Annotated in this window: 22 protein-coding genes; 7 read left to right on the forward strand and 15 right to left on the reverse strand. The window is 43.5% G+C overall.

The annotated features are described in order from the left end of the window. Positions 1-53: 53 nt before the first annotated feature. Positions 54-1,118, forward strand: a complete 1,065-nt coding sequence (locus D6D85_RS06280; RefSeq protein ID WP_125671220.1) for a M42 family metallopeptidase — start codon at positions 54-56, stop codon at positions 1,116-1,118. Further along, complete coding sequence (locus tag D6D85_RS06285; protein ID WP_125671221.1) at positions 1,084-2,262, forward strand: Nre family DNA repair protein; 1,179 nt, start codon at positions 1,084-1,086, stop codon at positions 2,260-2,262. The genes D6D85_RS06280 and D6D85_RS06285 overlap by 35 nt, the downstream gene beginning before the upstream one ends. 1 nt (position 2,263) lies before the next feature. On the opposite strand, the gene D6D85_RS06290 is transcribed toward D6D85_RS06285, so the two are convergent. The 7 genes from D6D85_RS06290 to D6D85_RS06320 form a co-directional block, all read right to left on the reverse strand. After that, the gene (locus D6D85_RS06290) at positions 2,264-2,887 is read right to left on the reverse strand and encodes a phosphate signaling complex PhoU family protein (protein WP_161969720.1); all 624 of its coding nucleotides are present in this window, start codon (positions 2,885-2,887) and stop codon (positions 2,264-2,266) included. Next, positions 2,887-3,651, reverse strand: coding sequence for a phosphate ABC transporter ATP-binding protein PstB (gene pstB / locus D6D85_RS06295; RefSeq protein WP_125671223.1), 765 nt, complete (start codon positions 3,649-3,651; stop codon positions 2,887-2,889). The genes D6D85_RS06290 and pstB overlap by 1 nt, the downstream gene beginning before the upstream one ends. Next, on the reverse strand, positions 3,648-4,445 hold the full coding sequence (gene pstA / locus D6D85_RS06300; protein ID WP_125671224.1) for a phosphate ABC transporter permease PstA: 798 nt from the start codon (positions 4,443-4,445) through the stop codon (positions 3,648-3,650). Before pstA ends, pstB begins: the two co-directional genes overlap by 4 nt. Further along, the gene (gene pstC / locus D6D85_RS06305) at positions 4,432-5,322 is read right to left on the reverse strand and encodes a phosphate ABC transporter permease subunit PstC (protein ID WP_125671225.1); all 891 of its coding nucleotides are present in this window, start codon (positions 5,320-5,322) and stop codon (positions 4,432-4,434) included. Before pstC ends, pstA begins: the two co-directional genes overlap by 14 nt. Continuing rightward, on the reverse strand, positions 5,310-6,344 hold the full coding sequence (gene pstS / locus D6D85_RS06310; protein ID WP_161969721.1) for a phosphate ABC transporter substrate-binding protein PstS: 1,035 nt from the start codon (positions 6,342-6,344) through the stop codon (positions 5,310-5,312). The genes pstC and pstS overlap by 13 nt, the downstream gene beginning before the upstream one ends. Before the next feature lie 158 nt (positions 6,345-6,502). Continuing rightward, positions 6,503-7,048, reverse strand: a complete 546-nt coding sequence (locus D6D85_RS06315; protein WP_125671227.1) for a hypothetical protein — start codon at positions 7,046-7,048, stop codon at positions 6,503-6,505. A 56-nt stretch (positions 7,049-7,104) separates the two neighbouring features. After that, positions 7,105-7,653: a DUF998 domain-containing protein gene (locus D6D85_RS06320; RefSeq protein ID WP_125671228.1), complete on the reverse strand. Its 549-nt coding sequence runs from the start codon at positions 7,651-7,653 to the stop codon at positions 7,105-7,107. Between the two features lie 50 nt (positions 7,654-7,703). On the opposite strand from D6D85_RS06320, the gene D6D85_RS16995 reads away from it, so the two are divergent. From D6D85_RS16995 to D6D85_RS06330, 3 genes are all read left to right on the forward strand, one after another. Further along, positions 7,704-7,835, forward strand: coding sequence for a hypothetical protein (locus D6D85_RS16995; RefSeq protein WP_272914418.1), 132 nt, complete (start codon positions 7,704-7,706; stop codon positions 7,833-7,835). A gap of 10 nt (positions 7,836-7,845) precedes the next feature. Further along, positions 7,846-9,015: an acetate--CoA ligase family protein gene (locus D6D85_RS06325; protein ID WP_237558776.1), complete on the forward strand. Its 1,170-nt coding sequence runs from the start codon at positions 7,846-7,848 to the stop codon at positions 9,013-9,015. 173 nt (positions 9,016-9,188) lie between these two features. After that, positions 9,189-10,298: a hypothetical protein gene (locus D6D85_RS06330; protein ID WP_125671230.1), complete on the forward strand. Its 1,110-nt coding sequence runs from the start codon at positions 9,189-9,191 to the stop codon at positions 10,296-10,298. Positions 10,299-10,454: 156 nt separating this feature from the next. Here D6D85_RS06330 and D6D85_RS17000 read toward each other — a convergent pair whose 3' ends face one another. From D6D85_RS17000 to D6D85_RS06340, 3 genes are all read right to left on the reverse strand, one after another. Further along, on the reverse strand, positions 10,455-10,577 hold the full coding sequence (locus tag D6D85_RS17000) for a hypothetical protein (RefSeq protein WP_272914419.1): 123 nt from the start codon (positions 10,575-10,577) through the stop codon (positions 10,455-10,457). A 19-nt stretch (positions 10,578-10,596) separates the two neighbouring features. Continuing rightward, complete coding sequence (locus D6D85_RS06335; protein WP_125671231.1) at positions 10,597-11,268, reverse strand: hypothetical protein; 672 nt, start codon at positions 11,266-11,268, stop codon at positions 10,597-10,599. A 123-nt stretch (positions 11,269-11,391) separates the two neighbouring features. Next, on the reverse strand, positions 11,392-12,246 hold the full coding sequence (locus tag D6D85_RS06340; RefSeq protein WP_125671232.1) for a hypothetical protein: 855 nt from the start codon (positions 12,244-12,246) through the stop codon (positions 11,392-11,394). 157 nt (positions 12,247-12,403) lie between these two features. Between D6D85_RS06340 and D6D85_RS06345 the strand changes: the two genes are divergently transcribed. Beyond that, positions 12,404-12,649, forward strand: coding sequence for a hypothetical protein (locus D6D85_RS06345; protein WP_125671233.1), 246 nt, complete (start codon positions 12,404-12,406; stop codon positions 12,647-12,649). Between the two features lie 22 nt (positions 12,650-12,671). On the opposite strand, the gene D6D85_RS06350 is transcribed toward D6D85_RS06345, so the two are convergent. The 5 genes from D6D85_RS06350 to D6D85_RS06370 form a co-directional block, all read right to left on the reverse strand. After that, on the reverse strand, positions 12,672-13,592 hold the full coding sequence (locus D6D85_RS06350) for a hypothetical protein (RefSeq protein WP_125671234.1): 921 nt from the start codon (positions 13,590-13,592) through the stop codon (positions 12,672-12,674). Positions 13,593-13,605: 13 nt separating this feature from the next. Beyond that, positions 13,606-14,310, reverse strand: coding sequence for a hypothetical protein (locus D6D85_RS06355; protein WP_125671235.1), 705 nt, complete (start codon positions 14,308-14,310; stop codon positions 13,606-13,608). A gap of 90 nt (positions 14,311-14,400) precedes the next feature. Next, entirely contained in the window at positions 14,401-15,159 is a 759-nt protein-coding gene (locus D6D85_RS06360) for a radical SAM protein (protein ID WP_125671236.1), read from the reverse strand. A gap of 76 nt (positions 15,160-15,235) precedes the next feature. Further along, on the reverse strand, positions 15,236-15,460 hold the full coding sequence (locus tag D6D85_RS06365; protein WP_125671237.1) for a hypothetical protein: 225 nt from the start codon (positions 15,458-15,460) through the stop codon (positions 15,236-15,238). Between the two features lie 165 nt (positions 15,461-15,625). Further along, entirely contained in the window at positions 15,626-16,717 is a 1,092-nt protein-coding gene (locus D6D85_RS06370; RefSeq protein WP_125671238.1) for an AAA family ATPase, read from the reverse strand. Between the two features lie 422 nt (positions 16,718-17,139). On the opposite strand from D6D85_RS06370, the gene D6D85_RS06375 reads away from it, so the two are divergent. Continuing rightward, positions 17,140-17,391, forward strand: coding sequence for a cupin domain-containing protein (locus tag D6D85_RS06375; protein WP_125671239.1), 252 nt, complete (start codon positions 17,140-17,142; stop codon positions 17,389-17,391). Positions 17,392-17,714: the final 323 nt, after the last annotated feature.

Raw genomic sequence — 17,714 nt, forward strand, 5'->3', positions numbered from 1 at the left:
TAAGCTTTCAGAATCAATCACAAAGTTAAAATAAGATTCGCTCTAGATAGCGTATGTACACACTATCAAACTTGGATCTATTAAAGGAGTTATCCGAGAAATTCGGTCCATCTGGATTCGAGGATGAGGTTCTTTTAACTGTAAAAAACAATGCCAGCTTTGCGGATGAGATAAAAATGGACAAATTGGGCTCCTTGGTTATAGTGAAAAGGGGGAGAAGTGAGAGACCTAGGATACTGATAGCAGGGCATGCGGATGAGATAGGATTTGTGATATCCAGCATAACGAAGGAGGGATTTCTCACATTCAGGACCATAGGTGGATGGGCTGATCAAGTTCTCCTAGCACAGAGAGTGATGATAAGGACGAAGAAGGGCTATATCCATGGGGTTATAGCTTCAAAACCTCCCCATCTCCTCAGCCCTGAGGAGAGAAACAAGCTGATAACAAAGGATAAGATGTATATAGATATAGGTGCCACTAGCAAGGAGGAAGCTGAGTCCATGGGAGTGAGGATAGGAGATCCAGCTGCTCCTTGGTCCCCTTTCACCCTTAACGGAAAAATAGCATTCGGAAAGGCATTCGATGATAGAGCTGGTCTTTTCGCAGTTTTGGAAACTATGAGAAATATATCTGACTTTCCGGGAACAATATATGGGGTTGCAACAGTTCAGGAAGAAGTTGGCCTAAGGGGAGCTCAGACCTCAGCCTTTGTAGTTGAACCGGATGTGGCAATAGCTGTTGACGTTGATATAGCCGGAGATGTGCCCGGAATACAGCCCTCTGAGGCTGTTTCAGCAATAGGAAAAGGACCCTCGATAATAACATTTGACATGAGCATGATACCAAATCAAAGGCTTAAGGAGCTGGCTATAGAGGTAGCTGAATCTCTTGGGATAAAATATCAGCTCTCCACAGTATCAGGAGGCACGGATGCTGGAAGATTTCATCTGTACAAAGCTGGGTGTCCAAGCCTCGTGATAGGGATACCGACAAGACATATACACTCGCACACATCGGTAATGAGCCTTGATGATCTGGAGAACACGATCAGGCTTCTCATGGGGCTAGTGATGAGGCTTGATGAGAGGACAGTTGAGGGACTTACCAAGATCTGAGTGTGTAATCTGTAAGGGATATAAGAGGCTTTGCGGGCTTGATAGATGCCCCATAATCTCAGATATAATGGAGAGATTTGGGACAAAGGCGGAGAAAAGCTTTCTCGGTGCAACACCGCCGTTTGTTTTAGTTGGCGAGTACAACTATCCCAATGTGAGAGTTGGACCAGCTGTTGCTGGAGACCCAGAGCTTGCTGTGAAAGCAGAGGATCACAGATTTCTCCTAGAGAGAAATCTGCTTGAAATAGCTAGAATAAGGACATCTCACATAATAGCCAAGCTGAGCAGGGAAAGGGATCTGGAGGAGATCAGGCTTTCATCTATGAGCGAGAGACCTGTGCAGCTGGAGGTTGAGATAGAGAAACTTAGGAGAAAATCCTTCTTTGACAGCATAGTCCCGCCTGTAGGTCCTGTTGCTGATGCAAAATCGGTGAAGCTATCGGAGGAGCCGAAGGTTCCATCAAAAATAGAGAAGGTGGTTTATGACACGGATCTGAGGGCAGTTGATGCTGTCAAAGAGCTTTATCTCTCAGGAATAGACGTATATCATTCAACAAGGCTTCTAAGCTTGGGCATGCTGGGAACAAGGGAAAGAAGGAGGCTTGTTCCAACTAGGTGGAGCATAACAGCTGTCGACTCAATGCTGGGGGATTTCCTGAAGAGAAAAGTACTTGAGCTTCCTGAATACTCAGGAGATATACTACTATACAAATATGAATTCAACGACAACAGATACATGGTGCTCCTGCTTCCAGGTGTGTATCAGCTTAAGATAGCCGAAGTATGGCTTCCCAGAGGCCTCTGGACATCAGATAAAGAAGAGGTAATCACGAACTATGAGAATCCAGTCAGGGGATTTGAGCTAATGGATGGGGGTCATTATGCCATGAGGCTTCCTGTTCTCGAGCATCTAATCAGAATGAGGAGACAGGCGACATGCATTGCCATAAGGGAAATTGGTCCCGGCTACTTCATACCTGTCGGTAACTGGCAGATAAGGGAGTCGTTGAGAAAAGCATTTTTATCAGAGCCGGAGAGATACGATAGCCTGAGAGAAGCTTTAAGCTCTATCCTATCCGGGTTGAGATCAAGAATAAGGATAGAGATCCCAAGAGGAATTGGAAGACTTGATGAGTTTCTTTAATCTATTTCAGGGTTCCATATTCCCCTGTTTTCATGTAAATAGTCTTATCAGCTATTTGAACAGCATGATCGGCCATTCTCTCCAGATATCTCAATATCAGAGTGACGGCAAGAGCGCATTTAGTTGACTCCTCTCCGGAAATAGCCTTTCTCAAGTAGGAGGAGTATATCTCATCCACATCATTGTCCATCTTGGCTACTTCTTTTGCAATATCCTCGTTAACCTCCTCAAAGGATCTGAACGCTTTCTCCATCATCTCTCTTGTTATTTTCCATGCTTTTTCAACAGGCTCCCTGCTGCAGTTAAGCTCCCCGAAATCCCTCAAGACCTCAACTATGTCCTTTGCATACCTGCCGAACCTCATAAAGCCATATGAGATCTCCATGCAGGATCTTATCCTCCTCAGATCCGAGGCAACTGGTTGATATCTGACGATTAGCTCAAACGTTCTGTCGGCAATCTCGTTGTGGACTCTCTCCAGCTCCCTGCTCATCTCCATGACATCATCCACTCTTGGATTATTCTCCAGATATGATTTTACTGCTAGATCTATTGTTAGGATTACTGTTGAGAAGGATTTTCTCAATCTCTCCATCAGATCCTCAATTCCCTCCTCAATGAACATCATGCCACCTCCCTGAGCATCTCAAACCTCCCTGTTATGAAGCTCTCCGTTAGCTTGTTCCTAGGATTCTTCAAAAGCTCAGCAGTGCTGTTGAACTCAAGTATTCTGCCCTCATAAATGAAGGCAGCATAATCGGATACTCTAGCTGCTTGTCTTACATTATGGGTCACAATGACCACTGTGTAATTTTTGCTCAGCTTCCTTATAAGCTCTTCCAGTTTGCTGGTAGCTATTGGATCCAATGCACTTGTGGGCTCGTCCATCAGTATAACCTCAGGCTCAACAGCCAGAGCTCTTGCTATGCACAATCTCTGTTGCTGTCCTCCGCTCAGCGCAGTTCCCGGTTTATCTAGCTCATCTTTAACCTCATCCCAAAGGGCAGCGGCCTCAAGAGCCTCTCTAACTTTCCTCCTTATGAGCTCCTTATCCTTGATCCCCGAGAGCTTGAGGCCTATTGCCACGTTCTCAAATATGCTCATGTTTGGGAACGGATTTGGCTTCTGGAATATCATGCCTATCCTCCTCCTCACTACAGATGCAGGCATCTTGTAGACATCCTCCCCATCTAGGAGAACTGTCCCGGATACCCTAGCTCCTCTCACCTCCTCATGCATCCTGTTTATCACCCTGAGAAGTGTTGTTTTTCCGCATCCGCTCGGTCCCATCACAGCAGTTACCTTTCCCTCCTCTATCCCTAGGTTCACATCGTACAGAATTTGCTTCCTCCCTATCCAAGCATTCACATTCTCCAACCTCAGCTTCATCTTGATCGCCTCGCAAAAGCGGACATAAAAGCAGTTATAAGGAGAAGAAGTAGGGCTGTGCCCCAAGCAATACCCCTCCAATCCTCCCAAGGTGAGGCTCCATATGTGTAGACAACAAGAGACATTGAGGAGGCAGGTTGGAGGAGGTTAAGCCCAGAGTAGAACTGGCTTCCAAATGCGGTGAAAAGAAGAGGGGCAGCTTCTCCCAATGCCCTAGCTGTCGAGAGAAGGAGACCTGATTTTATCCCCTCTTCAGCAGCCCTGAGGTTTATGTGCAGCACTGCCTTCCACTTAGGTATCCCCAGGGCAGCAGCTGCCTCTCTTACCTCATTTGGAACCTCCTTCAACGCTTCCTCTGTTGATCTAGCAATTATTGGCATCATTATAAGGGAAAGAGCAACTCCTCCAGCTAAAGCCGAGAAACCAATGAACCTCACGAGGATCAAATACACGACAAGGCCGAGTATTATGGTGGGAACTCCTGCCATCACATCGGTGAATAACTCAAATATATGGGCTTTTTGCGAGTACTCAGCCATGTATATGCCTGAGAGCACTCCAATTGATATCCCTAGAGCAGATGCAACCACCATCATCATGAACGTCCCTATAATCGCATTTCCTATTCCTCCCCCCTGTCCGGGAGGTGCTGGCTCATTTATCAGAAATGGTAGAGATATCCTCCAGGCTCCCTTGGCAAAGGTAACAGCTATTATGCTCAATATAGGAAGTACAGCCAATATCATCGCTATAAAAGATGCAGATGCCGCTATTCTATCCTTAAGCTCTCGCATAAAATCCCCTCCTCATAAAAATAGCTGTGATATTCACCAAAAGGGATATGAGCAGAAGAATCAAGCCTAGCTCCATTAAGGATGAGATATAGAGAGAGGAGGTTGCCTCAAGAAACTCTGATGCTATCACGCTTGTTATTGTGCATCCAGGCTGAAAGAGGCTTTTCGGCATGTCATGGGAGTTTCCTATCACCATGGTCACTGCCATGGTCTCCCCCAATGCCCTAGCAGTTGCCAGCAGGATAGAGGAGATTATGTAGCTGGATGCATAGGGAAGCGTGATAATCCTCAAGGTCTCCCATCTGGTTGCTCCAAGAGCTCTGGCTCCCTCTTTAAGCTCGACTGGCACCATCTCAATCGCAGAAGATGAGAGGGAGGCTATTGTTGGGATTATCATCATTGATAGAATGAGGGAAGCTGTCATGATGCTTATCCCCCTGACAGGTCCTCCGAAAATCGGGATAAAATAGAGATGGGAGGATATGAGTGAATACACATTCTCCAGCAATGGGGAGAGAAACAGAAGGCCGAAGAGCCCTATGACAACGCTTGGAACAGCGGCAAGGGAGTCTATAAGAGGAGCTATTATTCTTCTCACCCAGTATGGTGAGTAGCCTCCTGAGATGTAGACAGCTGTCCCTATTCCTATTGCTGATGCGATAAGCACGGATATTGCTGTTGTGATAGCAGTTCCAGCTATTGCAGGAAGAGCCCCGAACCTCCCTTCAACTGGATCCCAATCAGCTGATATGAGGAAGCTGAATCCAAACTTAGATATGGACTCATTTGATGCAAGCAAGAGAGATGAGAAAGTCGTAAAAATGAAGAGAAGGATGAAGATAGAGGAGAACAGTGATATTAATTTTACGGGATCCATTCTATCCCTTCCAAAAGCCTCTCATCGATCTCAACAACTTCATTCGGAAGAGGAACATATCCCAGCGGTGTGGCATATGCCTGTCCATATTTAAGTGCCCACTTTAGAAAGTCCAATATAGCCTTACCGGTATCTCCTTTCAATTTCTTTGGTATCACTATGTATGTGTTTGAGACAATTGGATATGCTTTTGCATCCGCTGAGTTCAGCATTGGGGCTCTTGGATCAGCTTTGAGCTTCTCCAAGAAGGATGCAACGGCAGCTTTCACAGTGGTCTCATTTGCTTTCACAAAGTTTCCGGCTTTGTTCCTTATTATAGCTGATTTAATCCCTGCTTGAACTGCATAGGTGTACTCCACATATCCTATTGATCCCGGGGTCTGTTTTATCGTGGCAGCTACACCTTCATTTCCCTTTCCCCCAATTCCAACAGGCCATTGAACAACAAGGCCTCTGCCAACAGTTTTATTCCACTCTTCAGAAATTATAGAAAGGTATGATGTAAAGATATAAGTAGTTCCGCTTCCGTCGGACCTGTGCACCACTGTTATATCCCCGCTCAATCCAGGATTAAGCTTTGCTATCCTGGGATCATCCCATCTCTTTATCTTTCCAAGGAATATGTCCGCTATAATATCTGGGGTTAGCTTCAGCTCATCACATGGAAGGTTGTAAGCCAAGACAACAGCTCCTGTGACCGATGGAATAACAACATAGCGTTCATCATAGAGAGGCATGTCAGATGCAGCGAAATCTATACTACTCTCGTTTAAAAGCCTTATTCCAGCCCCACTTCCCACAGATTGATAGTCTATTATAACATTAGGGTTTATCTTAGAGTACTCCTTTATCCATGTCAAGTAGAGAGGGTAGGGAAAAGATGCACCAGCCCATTTAACACGAACGACTTTTGGTGTTGTCTGTTTGCTCCCTGATATTGGTGAGAACATCAGCAGTACTAGGGCTACTACCACCACTAGTACTATTACTCCTGCAACTACTTTGGATATTCCAGGTCTCATCATGCCACCTCTTGGTTAATAATATCAACGCTGGTATATAACCATTATCTACATTCTATATTGACCCTAAATTTTCTATATAGATAGGTAAAATAGATTTCCACTCCGTGGGTGATTTTTCAGAATTTCTTGACTTTTAAATAAGCTGAATTTCTGAATTAGCTCTCTTTTATCCTGAACGGAGGCTCAAGCCACGGTTTCTTTCCCTCCTTCACCATCTTCGATATGTGATAACCTCTTATCACGAGTCCTGCTAAGAAAGTCTTGTAGGCTATCTCGCTTCCATCCTCATACCACCATTTCTTTCCTATCTCAGCCACTTTCTCAGCCTCCTCTATCGTTATCTCATCCACATCCTTCGAAAAGATCTTCTTCAGATACTCAAGGTCCTCCTTTGCTATGGGATTTAGCTTCACGATGGAGAAAACCCTCTGCATCTCAGATCCGAGCATCCTTGCCTCATCATCCCTTATCAAGCCCTTAAGGCTGAGGAAGTCCAGCATAAGGGAGTTTATTGTTATAGTAGCTGATTTCATCCCATCAAAAGCTCTCGATATCTCCCCTCTTAACCCAGAGATCTCTCTCTCAATGTTCTCGAACCTATAATCTATTTTAGAAAACTTCCTCCCCAGCCAGTAGGTCACTCCTGCAAGCATTCCTACTATCGTGAGCGAAATGCTGATCACGTAGTATATGGGATCCATCGTATTTTCGTGCTTGTGTGCTTAATAAGTTTCATGGTTCTTTTATAGAGGTAAATTTATTTATAACGTCTTATTGAGTTTATGTATAATATAACCCATAAGTCTATCACTGTTATTCCAAATGCCTCCACAGTCGCTGTTGAAGGCCATTTTACTACAGCAGCTATTATAGGGCTTATTATCCCAGCTAAAAGGGAGAAAACACCTTCTTTTCCTCTAAAACTTGCTCCCCATGTTATTATTGATATATCTGCTTGGATAAAGAACCACAAGGATACAAAGAGATGATGTCTTATGCCCTTGGGAAAAATCCCTATCAGCATGAGGAAAATGCTTGCTATAAACATAAAAGCGCCTGCCACACACTCGAGCTTGTTCCTCGAGCTATTTATGATACAAGTGGAGAAGACAGCGGATAAAACTCCTGTTGCCACTAGCCCATAGTTGAATATCCATGGCATATTTGCATTAGGTCCTCCTAGGTCGCTAAACGCATTTTTTGTGATGGAGAACCAAGGATTATACTGTATTGACAGAAATATAACCACCCATGCGAGAATTAAGGCAGATAGTCCGGATATAATTGTCAGATATCTTGCGGACACAAAAATCAGCTTCTGCAATATTTTTAAAATTTCCCCTTCTGAGCAGGGATATGGACTTCATATTCAGGCCCAATTCCGTTGCGGTTGTTGGAGCCTCAAGGACGGAGGGAAAGCTTGGATATACAGTGCTGAAGAACATAAAGGAGGGATTTAAGGGGAAAAATATATCCTGTAAATCCTAGGGCAGATGAGATCCTTGGCCTTAAATGCTACAGCTCCGTTGAGGAGATACCTGATAGAATAGACCTAGCTGTCATCTTGGTCCCATATTCCTCTGTAATAGATGTAGTTAAGGAGTGCATCAAGAAAGGGGCAAGGGGCTTTGTCGTCATATCAGGAGGGTTCAGGGAAGCCGGAAGGGAGGATCTTGAAAGAGAGCTTGTCCATGAAGTTAGAAAAGCTGGAGGAAGGCTAATAGGGCCGAATTGCCAGGGAATAAACAACCCTCATGCTGGATTGTGCGCTAGCTGGCCCCTGATAAGAAAGTCAGGTCCTGTAGCTGTGATATCGCAGAGCGGGACAATAGGAGCATACATGGAGATGAACTGTGAGTTCTTGGGGATAAGCAAGTTTATCGCCCTGGGAAACAAGGCAGATGTTGATGAGATAGACCTTCTTGAATATCTAGCTGAGGATGATGAGACAGGAGTTGTGTCTCTTTACATGGAAGGGACTAGAGATGGGAGGAGGTTCATGGATGCTGTCGAAAAGTGCTCAAGAAGGAAGCCCGTCGTCATACTGAAGGGTGGCACGACAGAGGCTGGAAGGGAATCGATAAAATCCCACACTGGGACACTGGCAGGAAGGGATGAGGTTTATGATGCAGCCTTCAGGAAAGCTGGGGCTATAAGGGCATCCAGTCTGGAGGAATTCCTGGACTTCACGTTGGCTTTGTCCTTCTACGGTCCAAGAAAGATTGAGGAGGTTGTTGTGATAACGAGCTCGGGAGGATGCGGAATACTCGCATCCGATGCGATAGAGACAAGAGGGATGAAATTGAAGAGAATAGATGACAAGATAGAGAGGCTTAAGAAGGAGATGCCCGATTTTGTTGTCTTAAGAAATCCATTAGATCTGACAGGAAGCGCTTACGCTGAGCTTTATGATAAGGCGATGGAGATAATCGGACAGGCGGATGCATACCTGTTGATATTCGGCGATCCAATACCAGGGGCTTTTGATGTCGTTAAAAAGCACAGGGACAAGACCATTTTCGTCTCATATCTTGGGGGAGGGAATGTGGAAAAAGAGGAGGTGGAGAAGTTCAGAAATGCAGGATTCCCCGTGTTTCCAACTCCAGAAAGAGCTGTAAACGGGATGCATGCTGTGAGAACCTACTGGAGAATGTTAAACAAGCAATAAAATTATAAAAAATACTTAATTTATTATTCCCACTCTTCTGGCCTCTCCTATAGGTTTGTTGTAACATTCATGAGTCAGGAAATCTTGATGAGATCGTCTATTGCCGAAAATAAAATCGACAATTAAAAAAAAGATAATAAGAGGGGGTCACGTCGACTCTTGGTGAAGAAGAAATGAGGGCCTCAGGAATTTTCAAGCATGTTATGGTCTCATTTCTCATTGGTTTGATCCTAGCATCCTCAATACAGCCTGTCTTAGTAAGAGCAGAGGATATAGAGATAGCTGTTCCCAGCTTAGATGACAGAAACAGGGTTATAATGCTCTACATGCTCGGAGTAGCCCTTTCCACTACTCCTCTCAATACATCAGCGAAGTACGAGCTATTTCACACGGTATACATGTACAGAAATGGCACGCTGAATCTCGTTAATTCTCCTTATATCTCAGGCGAGGAGCTCGAACAACCGCTCAACTATGCATTGGAGACAAGAAGGATGATGGAGAATGGAACTCTCACTACATTCAAGAATGAAACTGGAATCTATGTGGCTTACAACGGCACTATATCAGATGCGCTGCTCTTCGTTAACAATGGATCTTGGGATATGGAGCTTGGACCCCTATATAACACAAGTCTGAATAACAATACTATGATCTATTGGAGAAGTGTAAAAGCAAACTTCAGCGGGCAGCTTATCGAGTACAATTTGATACAATTAATAGCAAATATAAGTGATACTCACAAAGTATATATAACTACTATAGGGGAGAAGCTGAACGACACGAGCTACAGCTATGTGTACACAGAGGCAATGTACTGGTTTAAGGACAAGAACACATTCTTCGGCGACTGGATAATTTTACCGGAAGGAGCTGACAGTTTGGACCAGTACTATGAGATGGTGGCGAATGCGGTTCAGTTCCTGTACAATGATGTTTACAAGGGCTCCAGCCCTGGATATGTTCCTACATCATATCCACAAATAGCTAAATACCTAAATATACTATCTAAGAACATACCTCTAGGATACAATCTAAGAGTAATAAAAGGATATGCTCTAGTAACAGATTTTGTTATATCAATGCTTGTCGGAGCGGCTATGGGAGCCCTAAGCTATACCATAAAATGGGCTATAACAACTGGATGTGATAGGAGCAAATGGAGCTGGAGAGATTTTGGAATATCTGTTGCTGTTGGAGCAGCTCTTGGACCTGTAGGCTCGAAACTAAAAGGAGCTGTCTCATGCTTCTTGAAGTGGCTACCAGAATGGGCAAGGTGGTGAAATGAAGGAAAAATCACATACCTTTCTCTTCTTTTTAATACCATATCTTATAGCTTCCATTTTAGTTGGTATTATAGTTTATATTTCTATATTTAGTATAATTCCTAATTATATAAAACTTTTAGGGGAACCTCGTCCTATCGCGGACAGTGCACTTCAGGGTCTTATATGGGGTATCCTGTTCGCTCTTATAATGTCAGTGTATGAGATGAGGAAGACAAGAAGGAAATAGGTAAATACAAGAAATATACGCCTAACTTCCCTGATTGCTCGCTTCATGGGATCCCCCTATAGAATGTCATCTTGATCTGACCCTTGACTCCAAGCTTGAGATATATTCTTCAACCTTCTTAAACCATTTATTGAACTCCTCCTCAAGCCCTTCCCTTGGATACTCCCCGTTATAAAAGTACTTTATGTGAAGTATTTCCACAAAACTATTAAAAGCAGTCCTGTAGGGCTCCTCAAGCTCCCTTCTGATAAGTCCCCATCTTCCCACCTCTGTTGAAAGATAGACCATGGATGCAATCCTTGCTGCATGGAAAGGTGCATCAAACGCCTCCTTTATATGTCTTTCCTTTACTAAATTGTTATCTGTCCTTTTTGAGAGCTCAAAATAATCCAGTGCAGCCCTTAAAGATGCCCTTGCCTCCTCGAATGAGGGATCACCTAGTTGTCTTGCGTACTCAAGAAGAAACCTTCCATCCCCATGAAGAAGCCTGAATGACCCGAGTACTCCCCTGAGAAGATCCTCTTTTGGGATTTTTCCCACCTCAAAGACGAGGATATCGGCGTTAAAATCAGCTACTGCATCCAGATAGCCGCTGTACTCCTTCATCTTCTCTGTTATCACGAGGAGATCCAGATCCCTAGCATGCTCAGGTGCGTATACTGAGGAGCCGAACTGGACTATCTCCACTATGTTCGGGTCGTACTCAAGAAGCCTCTTCACAACAAGCTGGGGATCCATCATATAACTGACATAATACAGATATTTAAGGATGATCCTGTACATGCATCCTGCCGGACACTGATAAGCGTCATTCTTTTTGGAAAGCTGTATAAAGGTTTATATTAAAAAAGAGAGGGCAGGTTATCTTCTGATCCTTCTCAGCATCACTATGGCAACAAGCGAGAGCAGGATTAGGATGAAAATTGCCTCCTTTCTGTAGTCATCAGCAGGTTTAGGTTCCAGCGGCACAATTCTCATTTTCTCAGGCGAGAAGTCGTAATCTATAAAGATCTCGAGGGGATAACTTTCATCAGCTAAAGAATCCCTTATCTTATCGATGACCTGCTTTTCAGAGAGGTTTTTCTCAATCAAACATTTCCCATCCACGTATACATTAACTAACTGTGAGACATGAAGCATGGAAGTGGCAACACAGAAAGATCTGAGGCTCCCGTTAACAGCTTCCCTATATATCCTGCTCATTACCTCAACTCCCTTTCTTCCCTGTTCCTCTGTAACTGGATGTATCACTACAACTACTTTCCTATTCATGGCATTAGGAGGTAATTTCTCGAGCATTGCGACAAAATCCCCCGGAATTTCCATCGATGAGTCCTTAAAAACGTGTATTATCAGGGCATTTCTAGATGATGTAATCTGATAAATTTTCAGGCCAAGCTTCAGTGCATATCCGGCAACTTTTTCGGGCAGAGGCTCAAGACTTGTATTTCCGCTGGTGACATATATTCTGGATTCCTCCGGAATATCGGATGTATCGTTCTTAAGAGCTCCTATCCCTTCAAGAGCTCTGTATATATCGAGCATTAGATCAGTGCATCTAAAGTCCTTCCCTCTCTGGATGCATACGTAGCAGTTCCTGTAAACGTAGTCATATGCCCTTGGGTTGAACACCAAATAGTAGATGCCATTCTCCTCCTTTATTAAGAAGTTCTTCTCCCTCTCCGGATCAGCAGCATAATAATTCAGTGGAATCATAAGAATTGCCAGCAGAACAAGGAGAATTAGACAACTTTTACTAGATATCTCATCACCTCAAGGATATGTCGCAGGATACACCTTCAGGTAGTTAATAACCGTTCTAGTCTATATACTTTCATCCCTTCCCCCTTTTGAGGGCCTTCGGGGTGAACGGATGAAGCCCCCCACATCTATCTTCTCTGCCTGTGCCCATTCGGGCTTTTTCCCCACATACCGGGCACGGCTCAAAAAATGGGAGATTATATTTAAACTTAACAGTACTGATCACATCACTGAGGTTATTAAACTTTACGCTAAGTGGAAGCAGTTTTTAACTCCTTGTAACCGAGGTGAAGGCAGATTAACAAGAAGAATTTTCCACAGAGCCGTTTCTAATAAACTAGATCTGAGAATAAAATAAAAAGAGGGGATTACCTGAGGTTTCAGATAGCCCTCTTCCTTCTGGCGAGAATTGCTATTGCCACAAGGGAAAGCAGTACTGGTATAATGTAAATCTCATTATGGTTTGAAGAAGTGGTTGGCGTGGAGTTGTTTCTCCTCTCCAGCGGAAGTGGAGAAATCTTACTAAATGTGGAATTGTAGTCTATTATCACCTTAAGAGGATAGCTTTCATCAACCACATTCCTTATGGCATCTATTGCCTGTCTCTCCGATATGCCCTTCTCCTCTAGGCATCTCCCATCTACATATGCACCAACAAGCTCTGGAACAAATTGTAACATGGAAGTTACGACGCAGAAAGACCTCAAGCTGCCATTGGTAGCTTCCCTTCCTATTTTATTCATGATATCAAATGCCCTCTTACCTTGCTCCTCTGTAACTGGCTGTATCACAACAACAGCTATCTTTCTCCTTAACTCAGCTCTGGGAGGAAGTTCTTCAAGCTTGCTGATGAGATTCTTGGGCAGTTTTATAGATGAATCCTTAAAGGCATATATTATCAATGCATTTCTAAATGACGTAATATAATCGATCTTTAAGTTCAGCTTTGACAAATATTCAGCGATCTCATCAGGAATGGGCTCTAAATAGCTCTTATTCGGCTTTTCACTGACATATATTCTGTAATCTGGGGTATTTGTGTCTGTCTCTATGATCCCCAGCCTCTTATAAATCTTGTACCCGTCTCCTCCTAGATCGTAGATGCAACTTCTTCCATGCCCTCTTTCAATACATACGTAGCAGTTCCTGTAAACGTAGTCATATGCCCTTGGGTTGAACACCAAATAGTAGATGCCATTCTCCTCCCCTACTGAGAGCTGCATCTCCCTTTCTGGATCGGCAACATAGTAATTCAGGGGGATCAGAAGAAGCGTGAGCAGAACAAGATAGATAAATCTCATTGATATCACCTCTCTACGGATATGTTAGAGGTTTTATTCCCAAGTAATCGATAACTCCTGAGACCGATATATAAAGTGTATAATCTGAGCTTCCCCCTACCAGATGTCCGAATAGTAAAGCTCCATCTCCATGTGGCGAGATAGCATAAAGAGGAGAACCACTATCCCCCCGCTCTGCAGATAGATTAGCTCCGATAATGTACGTATAATAAACTTGATCAATTGTACCCTGTGTTGTGCCAGTCGTCCTGCCAGTCTTGAAAACAGGTACACCGAAAAAGTATCCAATGTCCTGTACTGGAACATAGTCATATACATTCCATTTGGTTGGATAATATGTACCATAGAAGTTATTTATATGAAGAACATATGGAACTGAGTTACTGAAACGGACAAACATCGCGTCGATATCATAGGTCCAAATAGCTGGTGTCCCTATATAGTAGCTGATAGAGCTATCATCAGGCTGATAGAGAGGCGAAGACTGTGAGGCACAATGTCTGGCTGTCACCATACCTACTCTACCGGTTGAATCTCTTGCAGCATAACTTAATGTGCATGCGCCTTTATCTGCATAATACTGAATTCCCCCTATCAGGGGTCTGTAGCGCTCCCATGTGGGTGCAGCTGGGTCGGAGTACTGGGCATTTATGAGGATTGTCGAGATCCCGATGGCCAGAAGGAAAACCACAAGGCACAGGCCCAACCTGCCCCTCATATCTGATCCTGTAATAAAATCCTTTTTTCTTTATTTACTTTTTTTTGGAATGACGATATTCAGCTCGTCTATTGACAAAAATTTCAGAAACTAAACAAGATCCTCGGGCACTCTATCCGGCTCATACGCCACTTTTGGTGTGATTCCAGCTCTTCTCAATCTATCCTTAACATGGGGATACAGAAACACATATTCCTCCTCGAACTCCCTTACATAAACAGGATCTATCTCATCAAGCCTCTTTATAAGCTTGCTTATGTTCTCCCTGCTTGAGAAGGAGAGCATTGCGGCTGGATGGGCTGGGACACTGTGATCTGCCAAATGCTTCAGTGCGTTAAGCTGAAGCTCAAATGCCTCAGGCCTTGCCCCTGTGAGAAGACTGAATTCTTCCTCACATGTCCCCTTTAGCGATACTCTCACATGAACTCTTCTAAACTTGGATAAATCTTCAGCTTTTGATTTATCTATCAGGATCCCGTTTGTCTCAAGGATGAACTTGAAGCGGCCATCCTGCTCAACAAGCTCCAGAATTTTTATTAGGTGATCCCAGCATATCGTTGGTTCATTCCCCGATATCCTGATCAGCCTGTACTTTCTTCTCTCAGCTATTTTTACTAGATTGCGATATACCTCCTCAGGGCTGTAGAACTTCCAGCTCATTGTCGGATTGTCCCTCGGCACATTGCTCCAGCAGAAGATGCACCTAAGGTTGCAGCCAACACAATCAGCAGTTGCTATTCCTCCATACCACCTGCCTCCTCTGAACCTGTAGTACTTCCTTTTTCCGTCTCTTTCCACAATTTTCCTTGTGGTCTCAGCAAGAGCAATTGGATCGTACCCTCTCTCCACAGCTGAACTGAGATAAGGTGCTATAAAAAGTTCTTTAAGCTTTATAGGAAGTCCTTGAAATAAAACTCTGCAGATCCTACCTCAAAACTCTCTCAAGATCCTCTATAGAGCACTCTACGTATCTCCCTTTAGCAATCTCCTCTCTGCTCCTCTTTATGATCTCCAGAGTATCTTCATCTGCAAGCGTTTCCAATGTAGCTAGAATTTGCTCTATCCTAGTGAATACGCCTATCATCTCTTTGAAAAGTTCCTCTGGGATGAGAACACCTTTTCTTGTTGTCTTCATACTCACAGAAGACACCTGCTGATAGATATTCGTGGAAAATTTAAATTTTATGGACTTATCAACAAGATTTTTGCATCTGTTCTTCTATTGAAATAAGTATTCTTGGCTCCCTCTTTGAATAACTAAAGGCTTTTCAAGTGATCTAGTTTAAACCGAATCCTTGTTAGCGCTGTGATGCAACTACTGCATGACAGCCCGCTTCACAACAGGATCCGGTATTCTGTATTTGTCATCCTCTTTCTCCAGATAGCCATATCTTACCAAGTTCTTTATGAGCTCGTTGAGCCTGCTATCAGGAATGGGCCCTGTTTTAACTGTTACATATGCCTTTATATCGCTCCAGGAATTTGAGCCATGGGCAACAGCTTTCATTATTGCTAAATATCTTTTTCTGGATGGGGAGATCACCTTATCCAGCTCCTCCATCACAAGCCTTGATCCCTCCTCGAACACCTTGGCCAGCGCATCCTCATGTGGGAATTTCCTCACAGCCCTAATGTAGCCATACAGGGTGAGCCATCCAACTACTCCATCAAGGGCTTTCAAAGTATCCTCTATCTCACTTGAATCTGGCTCCATTCCAAGCTCCCTGAAGCCAGCATAAAGGAATTTTCTGCTCTCCTCATCGGTGAACCTGTCGACATAGACCTCCCTCATGTACCTCCCATAAAGAGGTGAGCTCGGCTCATCAACCCTGAGAAATTCCTTCAGCACCCCAACCTCGCTTCCAGAAAGCATAAAGCTCAGATTTCTCAGGTTATCAACTGCCCATGCAATTATACCATCATATCTGACATTTGAGAACCTCAGATACTGTGCTTCATCGAATGCAAAGACAAACCTCTCTCCTTTCTCCTCGCACCACTCATCAACTCTGGAGAGGATATCTGTAAGGGATATCTTGGCACTTGGCTCGATCTCAATCCCAATCTCTCCAATTCTCAGCCCTCTTATCCTGCTCATAACATCTCTTAGGCCAAGATAAAGCTTTTCACTTGTCTTCATGCGTGCCCTAAATCCCTCTAGAACATATTTTACTAAGAGAGGCATTGTCACAATGTTCTCACTGAAGTACAGCTGCCTTATGTCCAGAAGGACATGGGGAAAATCCCTCAGGGAAACCCTTATTACGCTTGTCTTCCCGATCCTTCTTATTCCATAGACCACAATCAGCCTCTCTCTCAGATTTAATGCCTCTATAATGCTTTTTAGCTCCTTCTCCCTGTTAAAAAGATCCTCTTTTCTCTCCTTCGGGTTGACATCGAAGTACATTACTAACCCCCCTCGTTAGTTACTAACCCCCCTCGTTAGTTATAAACATTGTTTTTAAATTTTCTGCATTACTGAGATCAAAAGCAGAGGATCATTCTTATACCAATTATTGGGACAGGAGGTCTTCTAATACTCCTTCCTTATTTCATAAGCTCTCTTTCTGTATTATACAGGTTCTTTCTCCTTTTATCCTCCCGTTGAATGGTGCTTCTACCCCAGAAGTCAACTTCTGCCCCAGAACGAGGCTTATTATCGAAACTGCCAAAGTAAGTATTCTATAATTATATGTAAACAAATTAATGTGTACAAGATAATGGCTAGAAATTGAAGAATCTTTGAAAAGAAATCTAATCTAGAATTGGAATGAAAAAGTAGGATCTCATGAAGGAAAGCTTTATAATTTTTAGGCACGAACGTGGGTTATGAGAAGGACTCCTATACTAGAAAAGGGCAATGTGAGGGTAGTAAGAGTGGAATCAGAGGGAGAGGAGACAATACCTGAGCACACACATGAGGTGGATGAGATAGCCTATGTGCAGAAAGGAATAGCTAAGATAACAATAGAGGGAGAGGAATTTCATGTAGGCGAAGGAGATGCAATTCTGATACCAAAAGGAGAAAAGCATTGGGCTATTCTCAACAATTGCACCCTAATAGCTTTCTATCATCCCTAGAATATTCCCAAGTCAAGGGAGCGAAAAATCCATTGTTCAGCCTATGCAATTTCATCTTAACCAATTTTCAGCACCCTGAGAGCTCATCTTTGGCGAGTACACTAATCTTCTCTCATTTCACATTTCAGGCAGGAAAAATAACTTATAGATATCGTAATACATTGCAAAAGCTTGAGGAAATCCAAAATCAGTTAAGCTGAGGTGAAGGCTGATACGGGGATGAAGAAAGATGGGGAATTCTCACAGGGAATCAATTAACGTGGCAGTGCTGTCCATAACAAGCTTTGTGATAGACTCAGCATTCAGCTCTTGGTGGGTGATAC

The sequence above is a fragment of the Candidatus Methanodesulfokora washburnensis genome, assembly GCF_003947435.1.
GTDB classification, from domain to species: Archaea; Korarchaeota; Korarchaeia; order Korarchaeales; family Korarchaeaceae; genus Methanodesulfokora; species Methanodesulfokora washburnensis.